General features: G+C 60.6%; 17 protein-coding genes. 9 read left to right on the forward strand and 8 right to left on the reverse strand.

Going from position 1 to position 22,511, the window contains the following annotated elements; translation table 11 throughout:
* Positions 1-60: 60 nt before the first annotated feature.
* The 3 genes from AC5RUQ_RS01005 to trxA all read left to right on the forward strand — a co-directional run bounded on the left by AC5RUQ_RS01005 (position 61) and on the right by trxA (position 3,165).
* Positions 61-1,617, forward strand: coding sequence for an ABC transporter substrate-binding protein (locus tag AC5RUQ_RS01005; RefSeq protein ID WP_493945561.1), 1,557 nt, complete (start codon positions 61-63; stop codon positions 1,615-1,617).
* 231 nt (positions 1,618-1,848) lie between these two features.
* A complete protein-coding gene (gene trxB / locus AC5RUQ_RS01010; RefSeq protein WP_493945562.1) occupies positions 1,849-2,805 on the forward strand; it encodes a thioredoxin-disulfide reductase in 957 nt (318 codons plus the stop codon).
* Positions 2,806-2,838: 33 nt separating this feature from the next.
* Complete coding sequence (trxA, locus tag AC5RUQ_RS01015; RefSeq protein WP_493945563.1) at positions 2,839-3,165, forward strand: thioredoxin; 327 nt, start codon at positions 2,839-2,841, stop codon at positions 3,163-3,165.
* A 4,817-nt stretch (positions 3,166-7,982) separates the two neighbouring features.
* Here trxA and AC5RUQ_RS01020 read toward each other — a convergent pair.
* The 8 genes from AC5RUQ_RS01020 to rpmH all read right to left on the reverse strand — a co-directional run bounded on the left by AC5RUQ_RS01020 (position 7,983) and on the right by rpmH (position 13,721).
* The gene (locus tag AC5RUQ_RS01020; protein WP_493945564.1) at positions 7,983-9,299 is read right to left on the reverse strand and encodes a ParB/RepB/Spo0J family partition protein; all 1,317 of its coding nucleotides are present in this window, start codon (positions 9,297-9,299) and stop codon (positions 7,983-7,985) included.
* A 66-nt stretch (positions 9,300-9,365) separates the two neighbouring features.
* The gene (locus AC5RUQ_RS01025) at positions 9,366-10,433 is read right to left on the reverse strand and encodes a ParA family protein (RefSeq protein ID WP_493945565.1); all 1,068 of its coding nucleotides are present in this window, start codon (positions 10,431-10,433) and stop codon (positions 9,366-9,368) included.
* Between the two features lie 89 nt (positions 10,434-10,522).
* A complete protein-coding gene (gene rsmG / locus AC5RUQ_RS01030; protein WP_163164983.1) occupies positions 10,523-11,173 on the reverse strand; it encodes a 16S rRNA (guanine(527)-N(7))-methyltransferase RsmG in 651 nt (216 codons plus the stop codon).
* 20 nt (positions 11,174-11,193) lie between these two features.
* Positions 11,194-11,760, reverse strand: coding sequence for a Jag family protein (locus AC5RUQ_RS01035; protein ID WP_493945566.1), 567 nt, complete (start codon positions 11,758-11,760; stop codon positions 11,194-11,196).
* Positions 11,760-12,731, reverse strand: coding sequence for a membrane protein insertase YidC (gene yidC / locus AC5RUQ_RS01040; protein WP_493945567.1), 972 nt, complete (start codon positions 12,729-12,731; stop codon positions 11,760-11,762). The genes AC5RUQ_RS01035 and yidC overlap by 1 nt, the downstream gene beginning before the upstream one ends.
* A gap of 15 nt (positions 12,732-12,746) precedes the next feature.
* Positions 12,747-13,142 (reverse strand): membrane protein insertion efficiency factor YidD, encoded by a 396-nt coding sequence (gene yidD, locus AC5RUQ_RS01045; RefSeq protein WP_493945568.1) that lies wholly within the window; start codon positions 13,140-13,142, stop codon positions 12,747-12,749.
* The gene (gene rnpA / locus AC5RUQ_RS01050) at positions 13,135-13,545 is read right to left on the reverse strand and encodes a ribonuclease P protein component (RefSeq protein WP_493945569.1); all 411 of its coding nucleotides are present in this window, start codon (positions 13,543-13,545) and stop codon (positions 13,135-13,137) included. The genes yidD and rnpA overlap by 8 nt, the downstream gene beginning before the upstream one ends.
* A gap of 38 nt (positions 13,546-13,583) precedes the next feature.
* Positions 13,584-13,721 carry a 50S ribosomal protein L34 gene (rpmH, locus tag AC5RUQ_RS01055; RefSeq protein WP_003800212.1) on the reverse strand — a complete coding sequence of 46 codons (138 nt, stop codon included), beginning with the start codon at positions 13,719-13,721 and terminating at the stop codon, positions 13,584-13,586.
* A gap of 468 nt (positions 13,722-14,189) precedes the next feature.
* Here rpmH and dnaA point away from each other — a divergent pair, with 468 nt between their 5' ends.
* The 6 genes from dnaA (at position 14,190) to gyrB (ending at position 22,505) form a co-directional block, all read left to right on the forward strand.
* Positions 14,190-15,611: a chromosomal replication initiator protein DnaA gene (dnaA, locus tag AC5RUQ_RS01060; protein WP_163164975.1), complete on the forward strand. Its 1,422-nt coding sequence runs from the start codon at positions 14,190-14,192 to the stop codon at positions 15,609-15,611.
* A 522-nt stretch (positions 15,612-16,133) separates the two neighbouring features.
* Positions 16,134-17,258 carry a DNA polymerase III subunit beta gene (gene dnaN, locus AC5RUQ_RS01065; RefSeq protein WP_493945570.1) on the forward strand — a complete coding sequence of 375 codons (1,125 nt, stop codon included), beginning with the start codon at positions 16,134-16,136 and terminating at the stop codon, positions 17,256-17,258.
* Positions 17,259-17,331: 73 nt separating this feature from the next.
* Positions 17,332-18,216 carry a phosphogluconate dehydrogenase (NAD(+)-dependent, decarboxylating) gene (gnd, locus tag AC5RUQ_RS01070; RefSeq protein ID WP_256247196.1) on the forward strand — a complete coding sequence of 295 codons (885 nt, stop codon included), beginning with the start codon at positions 17,332-17,334 and terminating at the stop codon, positions 18,214-18,216.
* Positions 18,217-18,260: 44 nt separating this feature from the next.
* Positions 18,261-19,463 carry a DNA replication/repair protein RecF gene (recF, locus tag AC5RUQ_RS01075; RefSeq protein ID WP_493945571.1) on the forward strand — a complete coding sequence of 401 codons (1,203 nt, stop codon included), beginning with the start codon at positions 18,261-18,263 and terminating at the stop codon, positions 19,461-19,463.
* The gene (locus AC5RUQ_RS01080; protein ID WP_256247194.1) at positions 19,456-20,031 is read left to right on the forward strand and encodes a DciA family protein; all 576 of its coding nucleotides are present in this window, start codon (positions 19,456-19,458) and stop codon (positions 20,029-20,031) included. Before recF ends, AC5RUQ_RS01080 begins: the two co-directional genes overlap by 8 nt.
* 383 nt (positions 20,032-20,414) lie before the next feature.
* A complete protein-coding gene (gene gyrB, locus AC5RUQ_RS01085; protein WP_256247193.1) occupies positions 20,415-22,505 on the forward strand; it encodes a DNA topoisomerase (ATP-hydrolyzing) subunit B in 2,091 nt (696 codons plus the stop codon).
* Positions 22,506-22,511: the final 6 nt, after the last annotated feature.

Raw genomic sequence — 22,511 nt, forward strand, 5'->3', positions numbered from 1 at the left:
CCCCTTGAACGGTGGTTGCGTCATCCATCCCGGCAATACCGGACAGTCTAGGAGGAACACGTGTCCAACCCGATCGATGTCGGATCAGTACTGGGCGGCCGTTACAAGGTCACAGCCACTGTATTGGCCTCGCACGACCACGATCTGGTGCTGGATGGTGTGGACCAGGTGCTTAATCGCCCTGTCAGCATCCTGGTTGCCGGACCAGAGAACACGGAGCAGGTTGCACAAAGCGCGCGCGAGGTTGCAACGGGTGAACGCCCCGGCACCGTTCAGGTTCTGGACCTCGGCGTGACCGAGGCCGCCACCTACCTCATCACCAACCACACGTCTGCAGCGGACCTGCTGGATCTTGTGGTGGCTTCCAACCCTCCCTATGTGGAGCCGTTCTTCACGGACACGCTCGGAAGTGAAATCTTTGGGCAGCCGCGGTCCCATGAGCCTGAGCCCTACGACGACGAAGATCACGTAGACGCCGGCTACATCAACTACGGCGATGCACACCCCAGCCAGGTTGATCCTTTCCGTGCTGCACCCGCAGTGCCGCCGAGGCCTCCTGTCCGGCCGACGAATGCACCCGCGGGCCGTAAGCCGTCCGGTGCATCCCCAATCGGCGGAGCAGCTCTGGGCGGCGCGGCGGGGGCTGCGGCGTCCCATTCTTCAGCTCGCCCAGCCGGCCCCTCGACGCGGCCCGCTGAGGATCCGGCAACGGCCAGCTTCGCCTCCAACCCGAGGAATCAGCCGGAGTCGGCCGGCAGCGGGAAGCCGAAGGTGTCCCTTTGGTCCGAGGATGATTACGCCAGCGCCGGAGACCAGGACCGGTACGAAGACTCTCCGGTTAGAGATGAAAATCCGGCCAAGAAGAAGTCCCCCGTGTTTGCGCGGCCGGCTGCCGCTGCGGCGCCTGTTGGCCCCTCTTACGCTGAGCAGGACGACTATAACGACGACGACCGGGATGCACCGGCACGTGAACCGCGGTCCATGCGCTGGCTGGTGGGCGGGCTGCTCGCCGTGGTTCTGATTGCTGGGCTTGTTTTCGCCGTGACCAAGCTCGGCAGCCTGTTTTCCTCGGAGCCGCAGGCCAACCCCTCAGCTCCTGCCACCGCCAATGGGGCTCCCGCAGGCTCTGCCGCGCCAACGCAGGCGCCTACCTCGGCCCCGCCCGCTGTCCCGCCGGCCATTGAAAGCGTCAGCCGGCAGGGTAACTTCGATTTTGCCGCCACCTTTGACGGTGACCTGGTGAGGGCATACGACGGTAACGCAGCCAGCTACTGGTCGGACATGGAATTCGCCTCGGAAAACTGGGGAGGACTGGCCGCCCAGGGCGTGCCGCTGGTGGTGAAGCTTGAGAACCCGGCAACGGTTTCCTCAGTAACGCTTTCGCAGCTGGGCGGTTCAGGTGGAAACATCACGGTGTACACCAACGATCAGCCGTCTTTGGACGGAGCGAAGGCAGTCGGGACAAACAGCTTTACATCAACCGATCTCAATATGCCCCTTGCGGAGCCGGTACAGGCCCAGTACGTTATTGTGTCCATCAACTCCCTTCCCCGGCTGGCTGCCCCGAAGACGCGCTATGGCTACGGCCTCCGGTTGGCGGAGATCAAGGTCCAGTAACCCCACTGCCCCTGCACCGGTTCCGCAGAACTGGTTGGGCCGTAATCCTTACTGTGCTTGGGTTTGCCATGGGACGGTAATCTGGAAAGAGCGTCTCGCGGAGTTCGCTTACTGCCGTCCGCGGTAATCCGCCGTGCCCTGGGTCGGAATATTCAGCCTGCAGTATCAGTTGTGCCATGTGGCCGGCCTCCAAAGCGGGGCGCGTCAAATAAGGAAGAGGTTCACCGTTCAGTGACCATCACAGAAAACACCACGTCAGAAGTACGTGATGTCATCATCGTCGGCTCCGGCCCGGCTGGTTACACGGCAGCTGTCTATACTGCCCGCGCCAACCTGAAGCCTCTGTTGCTGGCAGGTTCTGTCACTGCCGGCGGTGAACTGATGAACACCACCGATGTCGAGAACTACCCGGGCTTCCCGGAAGGCATCATGGGGCCGGACCTGATGGAAAGCTTCGAGAAGCAGGCGGCGCGCTTCGGCACCGAGATTCAGTTCGAGGACGTTACGTCGCTCCAGCTCGAAGGACCTGTCAAGACTGTCACCATCGCCACCGGCGAAAGCTTCCAGGCAAAGGCAGTGATCCTCTCCACCGGCTCCGCCTACCGGGAACTCGGCCTCCCGAATGAGAAGCGGCTTTCAGGCCACGGTGTCAGCTGGTGTGCAACCTGCGATGGTTTCTTTTTCAAGGACCAGGACATTGCGGTCATCGGTGGGGGAGACTCTGCCATGGAAGAGGCGCTGTTCCTTACTAAGTTCGCGAAATCGGTGACGGTTGTCCACCGTCGCGATTCTTTGAAGGCTTCGAAGATTATGGCTGACCGCGCACTGGCCCACGAGAAGATCAAGTTCATCTGGAACAGCACTGTGGACGACGTAGTTGGAGACCAGAAGGTCACCGGCTTGAAGGTGAAGAACCTTGTGGACGGTTCCATTTCTGATCTTGCGGTTACGGGCGTATTCGTCGCCATTGGCAACGACCCCCGGACTGATCTCGTTAAGGGAGTCCTGGACCTGACGCCGGAGGGAACTATTGCCGTCGAAGGCCGGAGTTCCAAGACCAGCCTGTCAGGCGTGTTCGCAGCCGGCGACGTCATCGACCCCACCTACCGCCAGGCGATCACAGCGTCCGGTTCCGGCTGTGTTGCCGCTATTGACGTCGAACACTACCTCGCAGACCTGCAAGCCTAAGACCCTAAGCGCTACGAAGAGAGAGATAAAACTATGAGCAATGCAAAAGACGTAACTGACGCCAGCTTCGGTACGGATGTTCTGTCCTCGGATAAGCCGGTTATCGTGGACTTCTGGGCGGAATGGTGCGGTCCCTGCCGCAAGCTGGGCCCGATCCTTGACGAGATCTCCGTCGAGTACAGCGAAAAAGTTGATGTTGTGAAGCTGAATGTGGATGACAACCCCGGTATTGCCGCACAGTACGGTATCACCTCGATTCCAGCTGTTTACCTGTTCCAGGGCGGGGAAGTGAAGAGCACGGTTATCGGAGCAAAGCCGAAGCAGTTCTTTGAGAAGGAATTCGCGGACGTCCTTTCGTAGGTCGTAATCCCGGGGCTCTTGCCCTGTAAGTAGAGAAGTGGTCACCGCTCATAAAAGCGGTGGCCACTTCTTTTTTGGCTCCACGTCTGTACCAGGACGTCTCCGTTGCCTCGCTGCGGACGCGACCCCCAGCGTCCCAAGGCGATGCCCGGGCAAAGTTGGAGTGTATCGAGACGAACAAGAGGAACATTATTAACGGTTGTGATCCCGGGGTTGAGACGCAAGCCGGGTGCGGTCGTAGGCGTCGTGGATCTGTTTCACGTGAAACACCGGGGTCCGTGTGGAGCTGCACGAAGGCGATGAAGGAATCGAAACGACATCCCCCGAAGTCCGGAACACGGCCACGTCTCCAGCCGAAATTTTTGCCAAGGTGATGCGCAATGAGATGCCACTCCTACCCTCTTCCACGCTCGTCGCGCTCTCTAGTCTTCCTCCAAAGATCCGGCTATGCCGTACTGCCCCAAGTTGTCGCCGCTGGTAATCTCGGACTTTTTTGCACGGCATCTGGAAGGCTCTTGCCCCCGGCTGTAGTCCTATGCCGTATGGCTACCGTGGACGGGGATGCCGCCAAGGGCCGCGCGGATATGCGCAGTACGACATCACAAGGAAGACCTCTGCAGCCCTCTGCTCGTAACGTTTCACGTGAAACGGACGACCAGGCGGATGGATCAGTTGCAATTGCGCGGGAAGCGCCTTATCCGGCGCTATTTAAGATGCGTCAGAGGAAAAGCGCGCCTACCTTGAATGGGCCGCCAGTAACTGCGACAGCCCCAGACACATTACCCCCTGCAAAAGGCAGGATTCAGGCGGGCTAACGGAAAACAACTCCCGCATGGTTCGTCTTGAGGGTGAGTTTACACAGAAGGGGTAGAAATATGGGCTTTACGCCGTGTGCGAGGAGCGGTAGTTTTTAGACGCTACGGTTCGAAAATTTGGACGGTCCCCAGCGTTATGGGGAGGCGACAGCACCGCAAGGATACGAGGTATGGGCAAAGCCTGCGCCGGTAGCGACGAAAACATAGTTCCGGCTGAGACGAAAAGGGACCAGTACGCGACCAACGCTCCTAACCAGGGAGTCGGTTGATGCACCACCGCATCTCGGAAGTCGAGGGTAGGGGCCCGATCGAACGACGGTCGAAAAGTAGGAAAATGGCAACACTCCAGCAGGGTCCTGCAGGGATACCGGGCACAGCACTTGAGGTGCGTCCCAGCATCGTAGTGCCCAACCAGCACGTGCTCTCAATCATCCAGATGTGGGGGTTACAGCAACACCGGGCGTTCCTATTGGGCACACCAACTCTAAGTGCGAGGACCCGATATTAATCAGACCACATGTGGAATATGACAATCCGTCCCGCTCCTAGCCATCCAACCATCGGGCCGCTCTCAGCTACGCATCAGCCAGAACGTGCCCACCCCTGTACGCACCAATCTTCATATCGGGCACGCCAAGTTTTAGAGCCGGCTGTCGCGGTACATCGAGGTTGACTAGGCTATCGCCCGTTGTCGAGTAGCGAGCGTCGAAAAGCCTGGTAGGCCGGCGATGCCGTGTGAGGGGGAGCCGCCTCAATAGTCTGCCTGGACCATGTTCGCGCCGATGAGGCGCGGGCAGGATGACCGCGATGGCCCTCCGCTGTTTCACGTGAAACAGAGGATCAGCTCGAAGTGGGCACCCCCCTGCGGCGCTGCCGCTACCGGCGCTCGGCTTGGCCGTCGCAGGTAGCCACAAACCCGCCAGCAGCAAACCCCGGCCGTGGGCGCCCGGAACTTCCAGCCGACAGCAGCCATACGAGGAGCGCGCTACATCTATTCCAGACCACGAAAAGACCAACTGAAATTCCGCAAGTCAGGGAAGAGGTGTTTCACGTGAAACAAGCAGTGGAGTGGGCATCCCCATCCAACCGGTCCGCTATTGCCGAAGCTGCCAATGGTCTAGAAGGACTCCGGGCAAGCGCTACCCCTCCGGCACGGATGAAGCGATATCTAAAGTAGGAGCCAGCGGTCTCTTCGACTTATCGCCGATGTGTCCCCTTAACCCATTGCAAGGACTTCCGTAGCGGCCTGGTGCGACAATCGCGCTAGGCAAGCTGGAATAGAACGCCCGTCACCTGGAGGTCTGACAGCACGTGCATGCTCCATGAACGCGGTATCGCTCAACATCGAACACGCCTACTTCGCGTCTCTCGCACTTCTGAACCTGAAGTCCCCGACTGGTGATCCATGCGCGACCAGGGCAACTGCGGACGCGCCCACTGCTCTCCCCAACTTGCCGTTTGGGAATCAGGTCTTACGTGCCTGCACCGCGCCCGCGCAACCAACCAGATCTATAGTCTGAGCGGCGGCAATTATGCATCTTCGACAACAGCGCTACACCTCTAGGGTCGGCACGCGCCACGGCAGCTCTCAGTACACCAGCGCTCCTTACCTGACCTGCTTCACACTGTCAGTGCGATCAGCGACGGATGATGACGCCCAAGAGCGCTCACTTGCTATGCGCAACTGCACAGGACCAGTTGTTATCCCCAACGATATCCACAGCCTTGCTGATCCGTTATCCCCAGCATTATCCACAGCCCAGCTGTCGGTCCACAGCAGACTGATCCCGTCCTTTTGCGACCCCACCATCAGAGTTGCCGCGCTTCTTGTGGTAACTGGTGCGCGCGCATGCGGCTGGCAGGCATCCCGAGGGGCTTGGCGGCGGATTTGCGATGCCTTCGGGTTGATTTCAATATATATGGGACTTGCTTCCCGCACCTTCATCACCCCGGGTCGTTTCACGTGAAACACCCTCAGCGACACTGCAACCCGGAAGCACGCAAAGCGGCAGCGCCGACGAGCAATTCCTATGGCGCTGCCACAAAATATCCACAACGGGCCACCGGTGTATCCACAAGGTTATCCACAACAGTATCCACCGTACGAACCTCGGTTCCCCACCACCTCACAGTTGACGTGCAGCTGGACATCTAGGGCCGAAGCATGTGAGAACTGCGAGCCTGTAGATCTTAGGGCTGTAGACAAAAAGCCAGTCAGGACACCGCCCCGGCTACACGTCCTGTCCCGTCCTCAGGGTAGGGCCAATGATCAGCGCGGGTCTCAGTCCCGGGGGCAAGGGAATGCCCTTTCGCCGCATCTTGGCTTGCGCTATGGGTATCTTGGCGGGAACCAAGAAGGGCAGGTCTCCTGGTAGCACACGGTGTCCTGACCGTCCTCCTCGGGAGAGGCAAGCGGTCTATGAGCTGAGTACGGGGATGGGCACGAGGCCAAAGTGTCCGGCGCGGCGTGCAGGGCAGTAGGCCGACGGACTAAGAGTGGGCTCCTCGGTTCACGGACAAGCGTCCAGGGGCGACTACCGAAAAGGCACCTACCAAGGACTCAATGGCCGCTCACCTGTGCCGATCCCAGGTCGAATCAGTGCGAGTCTGAGTTTTCCTGCGTATCACCATGGCACGGGCTGTGCCAATGAGTCGGGGTAGTAGCCGCTCTCACCATATCCTTTGCGAACAGACGAGGGGACTTCATCGGGCACGGAACGATAAGCATATGTAGGCAGCTGCTGCAGTTTCCTGGGCACCAACACGTAAAGACTGGAAGTGCCAAGGAGACGGTCGATTACCCCGGCGGAGACTGACTAGCTTAGGATGGGCACGTCCTTTTCCCTTCCGCAGTAGTTTTTTAAGGAGTTCGCCCGCATCGATGTTGTCCGCTCGACGGGCAAGAATGTAATTCGTGCGGGTATCAGCAAGAGTTGTCGTGATAGCTACCTGCTTGCGCTCCTTTACCGGTGGCTGGACTCCGTAGTACGTTCTTCCTTCTTGTATCAGGAAAGCCGCATAGTTTCCGACTTGCGACGTACGCACGGCCCAGCAGGAGTAGCTGTGGCTGGCTGGGGATTGGATACCATGCTCCCACCGGCGAGCTTCCAGAAGAGAGCTCGTTTCACCGCTCGTCCAAATGTCGCGGCCGAAGCCGTAAGCGTCCACGCGGCAAGTGTTGCGCAGTCTATTGTGGTTCCCCCTGTCCTCACTTCGTTTTACGTGAAACAGTGCAGCGAACCTTTAGTGCAGCTATTCGAGTTGCTGGTCGAAGATTTTGGGCAGTAGGAAGGCTCTTTACGCTGCTGTCCGCAACTAACTAAGATGAAGTCTGCTCAATTTCCCTCGTAGTAAGACAACCGAGGAGAAATACCTGCACCGAGTGAGCACCGCGGACCGCCCCACGAGCCGCAGGGGCGGTCGGACAAACCCTGCACTTCCAGGAAGAGGCCCCTAATCCGTAAATGGTGGTTTGATCGGCAACAAGGTATACGACGTTCCACATACCCTGCCGACTGCTCTACAGAATCAAGAGCATCGCCGCCCGCCTGTTATCAGAAGGCCGCTTAGCGATAGAAGGGGCCACAGTGGCGTGACGTCTATACGCCCTGCAGTGGTACGCACGGTAAGCGAGATGAGTCCATATAGGGCCGCACATCTGGCTACCCAATAGGGATAGAGACGTTTCACGTGAAACAGATGCCCGGGAAAAGCCGTGGATAGTTATGCGAGTTTTTGCAGACGGCAACCGGCGGGTAACGGAGATAGCTGTCCGACCCAGGGATTGCGGCCACTGCAGCTAAGGCCGCGTACTTGGAGCCTGCAATCGGCCCATAGTTCGGCCCCCCACTTAGCACATCACAAAAGAATCAACCGCACGTCGGAATTCACGGCACAAAGCAAGAAGGCCTCTAGCCCTTTGTCATTGAGAAGCACAAAAGCACTTCTACTGCGGAACGAAGCACTGCAAGGACAGCAATCACAAAGCCGCGCGCACGGTAACTAGTTCTCTGCCCCTGGCGCGAGCACATCCATGATGCGGTTAAGATCCTCGACGCTGGCAAATTCGATGCTGACCCGGCCCTTGCGGACCCCAAGGGAGATCTTTACGTTGGTGTCCAGGCGGTCGGAGAGCGATGAAGCCAGATAGTCCAAGCGCTCGTGTCGCGCGCCGGGACGGGGGATGTTGTTCTTGGCAGGTTTGGCCGGGTCCTGGTACATCGCCACGGCTTCTTCCGTGGCGCGTACAGACATGCCTTCAGCCACAATCCGCTGTGCCAGACGTTCCATGGCGGCGGCGTCAGGAAGCGCCAGGAGCGCACGCGCATGGCCCGCCGACAGCACTCCTGCTGCCACGCGCCGTTGGACCAACGGGGGCAGCTTCAGGAGCCGGAGGGTATTGGAAACTTGGGGACGGGAACGGCCGATCCGGTCTGCCAGCTGTTCATGGGTGGTACCGAAGTCTTCGAGCAGCTGCTGATAGGCCGCCGCTTCTTCCAAGGGGTTCAGCTGGCTCCGGTGGAGGTTTTCCAGCAGCGCATCCCGCAGGAGGTCGTCGTCGGTGGTGTCCCGGACGATTGCGGGGATAGTTTCCATGCCGGCGGCCTGTACTGCACGCCAGCGCCGTTCACCCATAACAAGCTCAAACGGTTCTCCACCGTTTTCGGTTGAGTTCCGGACCACAATTGGCTGGAGGACACCTATTTCGCGGACGGAGTGTACAAGCTCCGCCATGTCGTCCTCGTCGAAGACAGCACGGGGCTGCTTCCGGTTTGGATGAATATCAGAAACGCGAATTTCTGCGAATCGAACCCCGGGCACCGGCACCAGTTCCACGCCCGTGTCCGTCCCAAACGAATCGGGGGAATCGTCGGCGGCGACGGCCAGGACTTCCTGCCCGTCCGGGTCGGCGGGCACCGCCTGCTCGGCATCCTTTTTAGCCGTAGGCTTGTGCCCGTTCTTGGTGCCCGCAGCAGTCTTCGTTGCAGAACTGCTTCCTGAGTTGTTGGAGGTAGAGGTTGCGTCAGCTGCCCGCGTGGACGATTTCGTAGCAGCCGGCTTACGCGAAGGGCTGGTAGCTTTGGCCGCAGAATCCTTTACGGTCGCTGGCGTAGTAGTAACCGCAGTTGACGGCGCTAATTCCTCGGCCTCTGAAGGGTCCGCAGCCGTCTCGGGCTCCGCAGTCTTCCTGCGCCCCTCGGGAAAGAAGAGATCGACGGGACGCGAAACCGCTGCGCCGTTGCCAGCCCCATTCGCACCGGCGGAACTTGGAATCAGTGCGCCAAGACCGCGGCCTAAGCCCCTTCGCTTCTCGCTCATGGGTAAATCCCTCCAGTGGTAGAGACCGGCCGTGCCGGACTCCAGTTGTTGCAGTTCTTGAAGATTTTAGCGTTCTGCTATTTCAGCAGCGGCTTCCAGGTAGGACAGGGCTCCACTGGATGAGGGGTCGTAGGTCATCACGGTTTGTTGGTAACTCGGAGCTTCGGAAATACGAACCGAGCGCGGCACAACCGCAGACAGTACTTGCTCGGGGAAGTGTTGGCGGACCTCGGCGGCGACCTGGGCGGCAAGGTTGGTGCGGCCGTCGTACATCGTCAGGAGGATGGTGGAGACCACGAGGTCGGCGTTGAGATGCTTCTGGATCATCTCGATGTTTTTGAGCAGCTGGCTCAGTCCCTCCAGTGCGTAGTACTCGCACTGGATGGGAATCAGGACTTCACTTGCTGCACAGAAGGCGTTGACCGTCAGAAGGCCAAGGCTTGGAGGGCAGTCAATGAAGATGTAGTCCAGGCGTTGTTCGCCCTTCTTCTCTCGAACCTTTGCATAAACATCAATCGCTCGTCGCAGCCGCTGCTCGCGGGCCACGAGCGACACGAGCTCAATCTCTGCACCCGCCAAGTGGATTGTGGCCGGTGCACAGATGAGGTTGTCGATGTCCGGGCATGGCGCGACCACATCGGCCAGGGGAACGTCGTTGATCAGGACGTCATAGATACTGTCCACGTCCGCGTGGTGCTCAATGCCCAAAGCAGTTGAGGCGTTGCCCTGGGGGTCGATGTCTATCACCAGGACATTCAGTCCGGCGGCGGCAAGGGCGGCCGCTATGTTCACTGTTGTGGTGGTCTTGCCCACGCCGCCTTTTTGGTTGGAGACCGTAAAGACCCTCGTCTTCTCGGGACGCGGCAGTTGCCGTCCGACAAGCCGTTCACGCCGGCGGGTTTCGTGCGCCAGTTCGCGGGCGATAGGACTGGAATCATCAATTGCATCGATAATGTTCGCCCTACCCGCAGAAGTTGTTTCACGTGAAACCAACACCGGAGAGGAGTTTGATACCCGACGCGGTTGACTCCCCAGCAGACCGGAGGCGGCCGAAACAGCACCAGCGAGAGAACGTGCTGACCCCAATGACACGAACGGCGGTATCCGTTGCGTGGAGGCTTCGCTACTGGTCACTGGGGCACACTCACTCTCGTTCAGCTATTTTTGCTGCCGTTGACTAGCCTAACTGCTTACCCCGGCAGACTGTGGCCGCCGGGCCTACCCTAGGCCTTCTTTTGGGACTTGTTTACAACGATGCGTACTACAGTGGTGGGTTCCTCCAGCAGGTTGTCGCCAACCGTGATGACAGAGGTCTGAACGCCCCCCAGTTTGCGGATAACCTTTGCTGCCTTCTCGATTTCCTCAGCGGCACTGCGGCCCTTGATGGCCACCACTTCGCCGTGGCCTCCCAGCAGCGGAATGGTGAGGCCGGCGAGGTTACTCAGCGCCGATACCGCCCGGGCCGTCACGACGTCGGCCTCCACGTGGCCAACCGCAAGTTCGGCCCTGGTCCTCATCACAGTGACATTGTCCAGGCCCAGATCGTCAACAACTTCCTGGAGCCAGATGACCCTGCGCTCCAGCGGTTCGATCAGGGTGAGCTCCAGGTCCGGACGTGCGATCGCGAGGCAAAGGCCCGGCAGTCCGGCGCCGCTGCCGACGTCGGCAACATGGCTTCCCTGGGCGATCTCACTTTCGATGACGGCACAGTTGAGGACGTGCCGCCCCCAGAGGCGGGGTATCTCCCGCGGGCCGATAAGCCCGCGCTCAGTTCCGGACGTGGCGAGGTGTTCCACATAGCGCTTGGCGAGATCCAGGCGGTCGCCAAAAATCTTTTCAGCTGCCAAAAGCTCAGCTGCCGTGATGTCAACCATGATCAGCGAATCCGCAATCTCTAGTCTGCGGATACAACAATATGGCGTCCGGCGCCTTCGCCCTCGGACTCGCTCACCAGGCCCAAGCCGGCAACAGCGTCGTGAACAATTTTCCGCTCATAGGCACTCATCGGTTCCAGGGCAACAGCCTGGCCGGTTTTCTTCACAGCAGCGGCTGCATCTTCGGCAATCTTCTGCAGGTGGCCAGTGCGTTCCTGTCGGTAGCCGTTGATGTCCAGCACCAGGCGGGAGCGGTTCTCCGTTGCGGACAGGACGGAAAGCCGGGTCAGTTCCTGCAGGGCTTCCAGGACTTCGCCGTCTTCGCCCACGAGGTTGTCCAGGCTATCGGACTCTTCCTCGGTAACGATGGAGATGTAGGTACGGCCGTTGCGGACCTCAATGTCTATGTCACCGTCGATGTCCGCGATGTCCAGCAGTTCTTCGAGGTAGTCCGCAGCAACATCCCCTTCTTCCTCCAGTCGGCTGGCTGAGGAAGCCTTCGGGGCGGAGCTGTCCTGGGCAGCGGACTCGTCCTGATCGTCGATGATCTCTTCGGAAAGGGCGTGTTCGGTACTCTCGGCTGACATTACTTCTTCTTCCTGTTCTTGCGTTGCGGCTGAATGCGCTGTCCCTTGGCCTGCGCCACGGCTGCGGCGGCGGCAGCGTCGGCGTCCTCGTCCTTCTTACCACTCAGGATCGAGAGGGCCGGCAGGCCTTTGGCGGCCCGGCGCTCGGCGAGGGCCTTGGCTGCGGGGGATCCCGGCGTCGGCATGCGGCGGATGACAAAGAACTGCTGGCCCATGGTCCAGAGGTTGGTGGTGGTCCAGTAGATCAGGACACCGATGGGGAAGTTGATGCCGCCCACACCGAAGACGATGGGCAGGATGTACAGCATCATCTTCTGCTGGCGCATGAAGGGGCTGGCCATGGCTTCTTCGGACATGTTCTTGGCCATGATCTGCTTCTGCGTGATGAACTGCGAGGCGGTCATGGCGAGGATCATCAGGATGGAGAGGATCCATACTGCCGTCTGGTTTCCGTCACCGCCATGCAGCAGGGAGGCAGACAGCGTGGCACCGAAGATGGTGGAGTCATCGAACTGAACCACCTGTTCGTGGCTCATGGCCCCGATGCCGTTCCCTGCGGCGGCGGCTCCGGAGATCCCGGAGAGAACCGTGAACAGTGCGAAGAAGAAGGGCATCTGGATCAGCATCGGGAGGCACGCGGAGAACGGGTTGGTCCCGTGCTTCTTGTACATGGCCATCTGTTCCTGAGCCATGGCCTGGCGGGACAGCTGGTCAGTCTTGCCCTTGTACTTGTCCTGGAGCTTCTTCAGGTCGGGCTGAAGCAGCTGCATGCCGCGCTGCGCCTTGATCTGCTTCACGAACACAGGAATAAGGGCGGCACGGATCACCAGCACCAGGCCGATGATGGACAGAGTCCAGGTCCAGCCGGAGGCCTCAGGCATGCCAATGGTGCTCAGGCCCTCATGGAAGCCCACCATGATGATGGACACAAGCCACTTGAACGGAAACATGATTGTTTCAAAGAAGTCCATACTTATCCCTATTCGTCAGGCCGCCGTGCGGCCTTCTCCATCAGTCCGAGCAGCCAGGTACTTGTCCGGGTTGTTCAGCACAACAATTGTGGGGGTCTGGCTTAGAGGCCATTCCCGGCGGCCGGCGGGGACGTGGTCCACGCCACCGGCATTCCATGGATGGCAGCGGCAAAGACGGCGGAGGGCAAGCCAGCTCCCCTTGACGGCACCATGGACGGTAATCGCTTCAAGGGCATACGCCGAGCATGAAGGAAAAAAACGGCAGACCTGGCCATACAAGGGAGAGATCACCTTGCGGTAAGCCTTCAATAGAAGAATGAGGATGTTCCGGGGCAGGTTCCAGAGGAACCTCCCGGCAGCGGCAGCAACAGGACGGACATAGGTGACGACGACGGCGGTGGCGTTACGCACGCGGTGTCCCCTCCTGTGTTGTACCGGCCGAACCGTTGGCAGCAGCCCGTGAAGAGCGGGCAGCCAGCCGGGTCATCGTCGCTGCCAAGGCGGCGTTGTAATCCGACAACAGCTGATCCCAGCTTGCGGACGCGGACGCAGGAAGCGCCCGGACCACTATGGCAAACCCGGTACCATACTCGCGCAGCGAGGCAGCACCTGCTTCTCTCAGTCTCCTCTTAACGAGGTTCCTGACCACAGCGTTCCCGACACCCTTGGAAACGATGAACCCGATCCGGCTGGGTTCGTCAGCAGCAATGGCTGCCGCATATAACACTACGTTCCGGCGTCCATTGCGGACACCGGAACGTACAGTTGTTGAAAAATCGGTTGCAGTCCTCAAACGGTTGCGGGTGGCCAGCACCTTAAACTCGCAAAGAAATGTCTACCGACGAGTCAGTATTAGGCCGACAGCTCGGTACGGCCCTTGCCACGACGGGCTGCCAGGATGGCGCGGCCGGCACGGGTACGCATACGAAGGCGGAAGCCGTGCTTCTTGGCTCGACGGCGGTTATTCGGCTGAAAAGTCCGCTTGCTCACGTTAGTTACTCCAGTGGATCAAAGGTGCGCCCACCCGATCAGTAAAGGGGAAGAACTGGCCGACGCTAAGTTTTGTATATGCACGCTTCCCCCGGCTGCCCAAACGCACTGCGTCTGGGAGATTCAGATGGGGCCAAAAAGCGGACACAAAGGACTTCACAACGTTAGGGCAATTTGAGCCCCTGAGTCAAACCGGAGCAGGGTGCAGGCGCTATCCACAGTTGTGGCCAAGTGACCCTTCCAGCCTGTGGATGAAGTGGCTCACAGGGCCACTTTTCAAACAACAACCGTGTAATTATCCACAAGCTTCTTGCCAGCTATCTTCTAGGCTTTTCATCCCCTAGAGTGGCTCAGTAGCCGATTATCCACGTGCTGTGCATAACCCTGTGGATGAAGCTGAACCCATCCTGGTTCAAGACTTGCGGCTGCAGGCAATGCAGGCAAAGCAAGTTTTGAGGGAACCGATTGATGACAGTAGACGAAGCCAACCACGCCAATACTGTCGGAAGTTCCTGGCGGCGGGTTGTCACCCTGCTGGAGCAGGACCACCGCGTCACACCGCGGCAGCGTGGCTTTGTCATTCTCGCCCAGGCGCAGGGCCTGATCGGCTCCACCCTGCTGGTTGCCGTTCCCAATGAGCTCACCCGGGAAGTGCTGCAAACCCAGGTCAAGGACGCGCTGGACGACGCACTGCACAACGTGTTTTCCGAAGACATCCGCTGTGCCATCGACGTGGACACCGATCTGGTGCCTGTCCACGAAGAGCCCGAACCCGTCGTAGAACCTTCCTTCTCGCCGGACCAGCTCATTGAGCAAAAGCCGCAGCCCATGCTGCCCAGCACGTCACACGAATTCGGCCGGCTGAATCCCAAGTACGTCTTCGATACCTTCGTGATCGGTTCCTCCAACCGCTTCGCCCATGCTGCTGCCGTCGCAGTGGCTGAAGCACCGGCGAAGGCTTACAACCCCCTGTTCATCTACGGCGACTCCGGCCTGGGAAAGACGCACCTGCTCCACGCAATCGGCCACTATGCCCGGCGGCTGTACAGCGGCATCCGAGTCCGTTACGTCAACTCGGAAGAATTCACCAACGACTTCATCAACTCCATCCGGGACGATGAGGGCGCCAGCTTCAAGACCACCTACCGCAACGTGGACGTCCTGCTGATCGACGACATTCAGTTCCTGGCGGGCAAGGACCGGACGCTGGAGGAGTTCTTCCACACCTTCAACTCGCTTCACAACAACAACAAACAGGTGGTCATCACCTCTGACCAGCCGCCCAAGCTACTCGCAGGCTTCGAAGACCGCATGAAGTCCCGGTTCGAGTGGGGCCTGCTGACGGACATTCAGCCGCCGGAGCTCGAGACCCGAATTGCCATCCTTCGGAAGAAGGCCCTCAGCGAAGGCCTCTCCGCTCCGGATGACGCACTGGAGTACATCGCATCCAAGATTTCGAGCAACATCCGTGAACTCGAAGGCGCCCTGATCAGGGTTACTGCCTTCGCCAGCCTCAACCGGCAGCCCGTGGACGTTGCCCTCGCTGAGATGGTCCTCAAGGACCTCATTACCGACGACGGCGCCCAGGAAATTACATCGAGCCAGATCCTCACCCAGACAGCGGACTACTTCAAGCTCAGCATGGAGGAGCTCTGCAGCAAGTCCCGTACCAGGACCTTGGTCACCGCACGGCAGATCGCCATGTACCTGTGCCGGGAGCTGACTGACATGTCGCTTCCCAAGATCGGCCAGGAGCTCGGCGGCCGGGACCACACCACCGTGATCCACGCGGACCGGAAGATCCGCGAACTGATGGCCGAGCGCCGTGTGATCTACAACCAAGTGACAGAGCTGACCAACCGGATCAAGCAGCAGCAGCGCGATTCGTAGCGGCGCATCTATACCTTATTAACAGGTACATGTGGATAAGCCTGTGGATACTTAAGGGGACAACCGCGGTTAATGGGCTTAAAACCCTTAAGGCGCCTGTGGATTCGAAAAACCGCGAAAAATGTTGTCCCCATCCACACCCTGTTTAAAACCTGCTCCACCCACAGTCCATGAACAGGGCTTAACCGCCGGATCATGCGGGCGGAGGCAGTTATCCACAGTTTCCACAGCAGTTATTAACACTACTAATCCCAAAAATTTGAAGTCCCTCAAATAACAAGTCCGATCTCCAGCACCGCACGAAGGGTCCAGCGGCCCAAAGGGACCTGGCGCTGCCGGCTGGGGATGGGTTAATCGCTGATCTTCCGGCTAAGCTGTCAGCAGCGCTCCCATCCTTGGGTTTCTGCGTGGTCCAGGCAGCACGGACCATGCAAGTTCAGGTGCAGGGCAACTCCTTGGGAACTTCCTGCGGGAAGTTTCGTCGAACACCATCGCAGCAGCAATGAAAGGCGGCACCCTTCCGTGAAGTTCAGAGTCGATCGGGACGTCCTGGCAGAAGCCGTCACCTGGACAGCCCGCTCGTTGTCTCCGCGGCCGCCTGTTCCCGTCCTCTCCGGCCTCCTCTTGAAGGCTGAAGCAGGCACGGTCAGCCTTTCGAGCTTTGATTACGAGACCTCCGCGCGTCTCGAAATCGCAGCTGACATCCGGGACGAAGGCACCATCCTGGTATCGGGACGCCTCCTTGCGGACATTTGCCGCAGCCTCCCCTCGGCTCCCGTCGACGTCGAAACCGATGGCAACAAAGTCACCCTGACCTGCCGCCGAAGCAGCTTCCACCTGGCCACCATGCCCGAAGCCGAGTACCCGCCGCTTCCGGCACTGCCGGCCGTCAGCGGAACGGTTCCGGGCGACTCGTTTGCCCAGGCCGTTTCCCAGGTGATCATTGCTGCCAGCAAAGATGACACGCTGCCCATCCTTACTGGCGTTCGGATGGAGATCGAGGATGACCTCATCACACTCCTCGCCACGGACCGCTACCGCCTCGCCATGCGTGAAGTTCCGTGGAAGCCGGTCACGCCCGGAATCTCCACCAGCGCCCTGGTCAAGGCAAAAACGCTGAACGAGGTGGCCAAGACCCTCGGCAACAGCGGCGACATCCACCTTGCCCTTTCCGATGACGACAGCCGCCTGATCGGCTTTGAAAGCGGCGGCCGCACCACCACCTCGCTGCTGGTGGACGGTGATTACCCGAAGATCCGTTCGCTCTTCCCGGATTCAACCCCGATCCACGCGACCGTGCAGACGCAGGAACTCGTTGAGGCAGTACGCCGCGTGTCCCTGGTGGCAGAACGCAACACCCCTGTCCGCCTGGCCTTCACCCAAGGACTGCTGAACCTCGACGCTGGTACCGGCGAAGATGCCCAGGCTTCCGAAGAACTGGAAGCCCAACTCTCCGGTGAAGACATCACGGTGGCCTTCAATCCCCACTACCTGGTGGAAGGCCTGAGCGTGATTGAAACCAAGTTCGTTCGCTTCTCCTTCACCACGGCACCGAAGCCGGCCATGATCACCGCCCAGGCGGATGCCGACGGCGAGGACCAGGACGACTACCGTTACCTCGTGATGCCGGTCCGCCTCCCCAACTAATCCCCACCGCCACCCTCGCCTCGCAAGTCCCCATCGGCTCCCAACCTTCGCAAGCGCAGAAAGAGGTTCCACCGTGCATATTGGACTGATCGGCCTTGGCAAAATGGGATTCAACATGCGCGAACGCCTGCGCAAGGGCGGTGTGGAGGTCACCGGGTATGACCGCAATCCGGACGTCACCGACGCCGGCTCCATCGATGAACTCCTCACCGCTGTTCCAAGTCCGCGGCTGATTTGGGTGATGGTTCCCGCCGGTGACATCACGGACGCCGTCATCAGGGAGCTCAGTGAAAAGCTTGACGAGGGCGACCTCATCATTGACGGCGGCAACTCCCGCTTCACCGAAGACCAAAAGCACGGGGAACTCCTGGCCGCCAAGGGCATCCGCTTCGCGGACTGCGGGGTATCCGGTGGCGTATGGGGCCTGCAGAACGGTTACGGACTGATGGCCGGCGGCGACGCAGCCGACATCGAGCGGGCACTTCCGGTCTTTGACGCCCTGCGCCCGGAGGGGGAACGCGAGGACAGCTTTGTCCATGTAGGCGGGATCGGCGCAGGCCACTACGCCAAGATGGTGCACAACGGCATCGAGTACGGCCTGATGCAGGCCTACGCCGAGGGGTACCAGCTGCTCGCCTCCAAGGACATCATCACTGATCTGCCAGGCACTTTCCGGGCTTGGCAAAAGGGCACGGTGGTCCGGTCGTGGCTGCTGGACCTGCTGGTCAAGGCACTCGATGAGGACCCGGGCCTGCAAAACATCGACGATTACGTCGAGGACTCCGGTGAAGGCAGGTGGACTGTGGAAGAAGCCATTGCCAACGCGATTCCCGCGCCGGCCATCACGGCCGCGCTGTTCGCGCGCTTCGAGTCCCGCGAGGACAGTTCCCCGGCCATGAAGATGGTGTCCGCCCTGCGCCACCAGTTCGGCGGACACGCAACCCGTCCCGCCAAGTAGCCTCCACCGGGAACTGCGAGGTTCCCAGAATTGCCGAAAACCGCGTGTACCTAGAACACCTTTCCCTGACTGACTTCCGCAGTTACGCGCAGGTCGACCTTGCCCTGGGCCCGGGTGTCACGGTTCTGGTGGGCTACAACGGCATCGGCAAGACCAACCTCATGGAGGCCATCGGTTACCTGGCCACCATGAGCTCCCACCGGGTCAGTTCTGACGGGCCGCTTTTGCGCTTCGGTACTGACCGCGCGCTGGTCCGGGCCAGGCTGGTCCGCGGCGGACAGACCACCGTCCTGGAGCTGGAAATCAACGCGGGGCGGGCGAACCGGGGACGCATCAACCGCAGTAATCCGGTCCGTGCCCGCGATCTGCTGGGCATCTGCCAGACAGTGCTCTTTGCCCCGGAAGACCTGGCACTGGTCAAGGGCGACCCCTCAAACCGGCGCCGTTTCCTGGATGAGCTGCTCGCCAGCCTCATTCCGCACCACGCGGCCACGCGCAGCGATTACGACCGGGTGCTGAAACAACGCAACGCCCTGCTGAAATCCGCCCGCGCCGGGAAGTTCACATCCGCCCACGAGGCAACGCTGGACGTGTGGGACCAGCACATGGCCAAGGCCGGCGCTGAGCTGCTGTTCGCGCGGCTTGAACTGGTGGAGCGCCTCCGCCCCCACGTGGCCCGTGCCTATGCTGAGCTGACTGACGGGTCAAAGCCAGCTGACGCCGTCTACCGCGCCACCCTCCAGAACCAGATGGACGACGACGGCGCCCCCGTGGTGCGCACTGCCGGCACCAGTGCCGCAGGTACTTCGGACGACGTGGAAGACCTGCGCCAGCTGACGGTGGATCAGCTAACCGAACGGTACGTGCGTGCCTTTGCTGAAGCGCGGAAAAAAGAACTGGAACGGGGCATTTCCCTGGTAGGCCCGCACCGGGATGAACTGGAGCTGGTCCTGGGCCAGGCACCGGCGAAGGGGTATGCCTCCCACGGAGAAACCTGGTCCATGTGCTTGGCACTGCGGCTCGGTTCGTACTATGTGATGCTGGACGATGCCAGAACCGGAGGCTCAGCCCCCATCCTGATCCTCGACGACGTTTTTGCCGAGCTGGACGTCCAGCGCCGGCGTAAACTGGCGGCAATAGTCTCGGGTGCGGAACAGGTCCTGGTGACCGCCGCCGTCGACGCCGATATACCGGAAGAGCTGTCCGGACGGCGGGTGAAGGTCATCGCGGGAGGTATCGATGAATAGGGACGACGAAAGCGCCGGCGGCAAAGCCCCCCGCCACGACGCGGACGGCCGCACCCCGGACAACATCGACGCACCCCAGGCTGCACTGAACAGAATGCGCGAGGCTGCCGCCGCGCGGGGCGAAATCCGCCGTGCCGCCCCGCGCCCCGGATCCCAAAAGGCCAAAAAGGGCATCCGCGACACCCGCGGTTTCAGCCAGTTCCACGCTACCGGCCGCGATCCCCTGGGCCTCGGCAAAGTAGTGGGCCGCCTGGTGGCCGAACGTGGCTGGACCTCGCCTGTTGCAGTCGGGTCTGTCATGGCAGAGTGGGCCACGCTGGTGGGACCGGAAATTTCAGCCCACTGCACGCCCGAAAGCTTCACCGGCACCACCTTGCACGTCAGGTGCGATTCGACCGCCTGGGCCACACAGCTGCGGCTCCTCAGCATGAGCCTGCTGGAGAAATTCCGGGTGGAGCTCGGCGATGGAGTGGTCACCAGCATCCAGGTCTTGGGGCCCTCCGCGCCCAGCTGGCGCAAGGGCGGCAGGTCCGTCAACGGCCGGGGACCCCGGGACACCTACGGATAGCCCGCCGTCGAACTCTTGAAAATCCCCTGATTGGCGTGTAGCGCCCTGGAAGGGCCGGAGGGTGTATAGGCACCCGGAGACCGGACCATTGGAGCGCCCAAGGCGCGGTCTACGGCCTGCAAAGGGCACATCGACTGCCATCCACGCCCCTGGAATGCGGGGATACTGCCCGTTTCGCGGTAGAATCGTTGGAGATAACTGGGCGCGGGTTAAACGTTGACTGAGTCCGTTTTCCGCACGCTTCCAGCACGCGGACTTCGGATTCCGCCATCAGCTACTAACCGGCGCTATAAGTTTGTGCCTGTTGGCAGATGACTTTCCTGATGGAACCGAGGAAAAGAATCAGCCGGCCATCATCGAGAACAGAGGAGTCGACAGCACCTGTGGCTAACGACAATACAGATATTCTGGCAGCTGAGCCCGCAGTCGAGGATGCCCGCACGCCTGACACCCCGGGGGAAGCTGCCACTCCACGTGAGTACGGCGCCAGCGACATCACTGTCCTTGAAGGCCTCGAAGCAGTGCGGAAGCGCCCGGGCATGTACATCGGCTCCACCGGGCCCCGCGGACTCCACCACCTGGTCTACGAAGTGGTGGACAACTCCGTGGACGAGGCACTGGCCGGCTACTGCACCCATATTGAAGTCGTGCTCCAGGCCGACGGCGGCGTGAAGGTCGTAGACGACGGCCGCGGCATTCCAGTGGACATGCACCCCACCGAACACAAACCAACTGTCGAAGTGGTCATGACCATCCTGCACGCGGGCGGCAAGTTCGGCGGCGGCGGCTATGCCGTATCCGGCGGCCTGCACGGTGTAGGTATCTCCGTTGTTAACGCCCTCTCCAGCAGGGTGGACACCGAGGTCCGCCGCCAGGGCCACGTCTGGCGGATGTCATTCGCCGACGGCGGCAAGCCCCAGGGCAGCCTGGTGAAGGGTGAGGAAACCGACCTGACGGGAACCACCCAGACGTTCTACCCGGACGCCGAGATTTTCGAGACCACCGAGTTCGACTTCGAGACGCTGCGCGCCCGCTTCCAGCAGATGGCGTTCCTCAACAAGGGACTGCGCATCACGCTGACTGACGAACGCACCTCTGCCAGCGATAACGACGCCGACGCCGACCTTGACCTTGATGCTGTTGTAACCGAAGGCGAAGTAACTGCCGAGCACCGCACTGTGGTTTACCAGTACGACGAAGGCCTGCTGGACTACGTCAAACACCTGAACTCCGGCAAGAAGGTGGAAGTGGTCCACGAGGACGTCATCGCCTTCGAGACCGAGGACAAAGAGCGGCGGATCGCCCTGGAGATGGCGATGCAGTGGACCAATGCCTACTCCGAAAGCGTCCACACCTATGCGAACACCATCAACACCCATGAGGGCGGTACGCACGAAGAGGGTTTCCGCGCTGCCATGACGTCCCTGATCAACCGCTATGCGCGCGAGAAGGGGATCATCAAGGAAAAGGATGACAACCTTACCGGTGATGACATCCGTGAGGGCCTCACCGCCGTCATTTCCGTCAAGCTTGCCGAGCCTCAGTTCGAAGGGCAGACCAAGACCAAGCTCGGCAACTCCGAGGTCAAGGGCTTCGTCCAGCGCGTTGTTACGGACGGACTTGGCGACTGGCTGGAACGCAATCCCGGCCCTGCCAGGGACGTGATCCGCAAGGCCATTTCGGCGGCACAGGCTCGCATGGCTGCCCGCAAGGCCAGGGACAACGCGCGCCGCAAGAGCCCCCTCGAATCCTTCGGCATGCCGGGCAAGCTGTCCGACTGCTCCTCAAAGGATCCGGAGAAGTGCGAGGTCTACATCGTGGAGGGTGACTCGGCAGGCGGTTCCGCCAAGCGTGGCCGGAACCCCGAAACCCAGGCCATCCTGCCGTTGCGCGGCAAGATCCTGAACGTGGAGCGCGCCCGCCTGGACAAGGCACTGGGCAACGCAGAGGTCCAGTCCATGATCACGGCGTTCGGCACCGGCATCGGTGAGGACTTCGACCTCTCGAAGCTGCGATACCACAAGATCGTCCTGATGGCCGATGCCGATGTTGACGGCCAGCACATCACCACCCTGCTGATGACCCTGCTGTTCCGCTACATGCGCCCGCTGATCGAAAACGGCTACGTCTACCTGGCCCAGCCTCCGCTGTACCGGATCAAGTGGTCCAACGCCGCCCACGACTACGTCTACAGCGACAGGGAGCGTGACGCGAAGCTGGTTGCCGGCCAGGCAGCCGGACGCCGCATCCCGAAAGACAACGGCATCCAGCGTTACAAGGGCCTTGGCGAGATGGACTACACCGAACTGTGGGACACCACCATGGATCCGGACCACCGCACCCTGCTGCAAGTCACTATGGATGACGCCCTCGCGGCGGACCAGATCTTCTCTGTGCTGATGGGTGAGGACGTGGAATCACGCCGTAACTTCATTCAGCAGAACGCCAAGGACGTCAGGTTCCTGGATATCTAAGCGCAC

The organism is Arthrobacter sp. MDT2-3, assembly GCF_059090465.1.

Coding starts and splice junctions, on each gene's coding strand:
- trxA (WP_493945563.1), top strand. CDS start 2,839: ATGAGCAATGCAAAAGACGTAACTGACGCCAGCTTCGGTACGGATGTT.
- AC5RUQ_RS01020 (WP_493945564.1), bottom strand. CDS start 9,299: ATGAGCGAGAAGCGAAGGGGCTTAGGCCGCGGTCTTGGCGCACTGATT.
- rsmG (WP_163164983.1), bottom strand. CDS start 11,173: ATGGTTGACATCACGGCAGCTGAGCTTTTGGCAGCTGAAAAGATTTTT.
- AC5RUQ_RS01035 (WP_493945566.1), bottom strand. CDS start 11,760: ATGTCAGCCGAGAGTACCGAACACGCCCTTTCCGAAGAGATCATCGAC.
- yidC (WP_493945567.1), bottom strand. CDS start 12,731: ATGGACTTCTTTGAAACAATCATGTTTCCGTTCAAGTGGCTTGTGTCC.
- dnaA (WP_163164975.1), top strand. CDS start 14,190: ATGACAGTAGACGAAGCCAACCACGCCAATACTGTCGGAAGTTCCTGG.
- AC5RUQ_RS01080 (WP_256247194.1), top strand. CDS start 19,456: ATGAATAGGGACGACGAAAGCGCCGGCGGCAAAGCCCCCCGCCACGAC.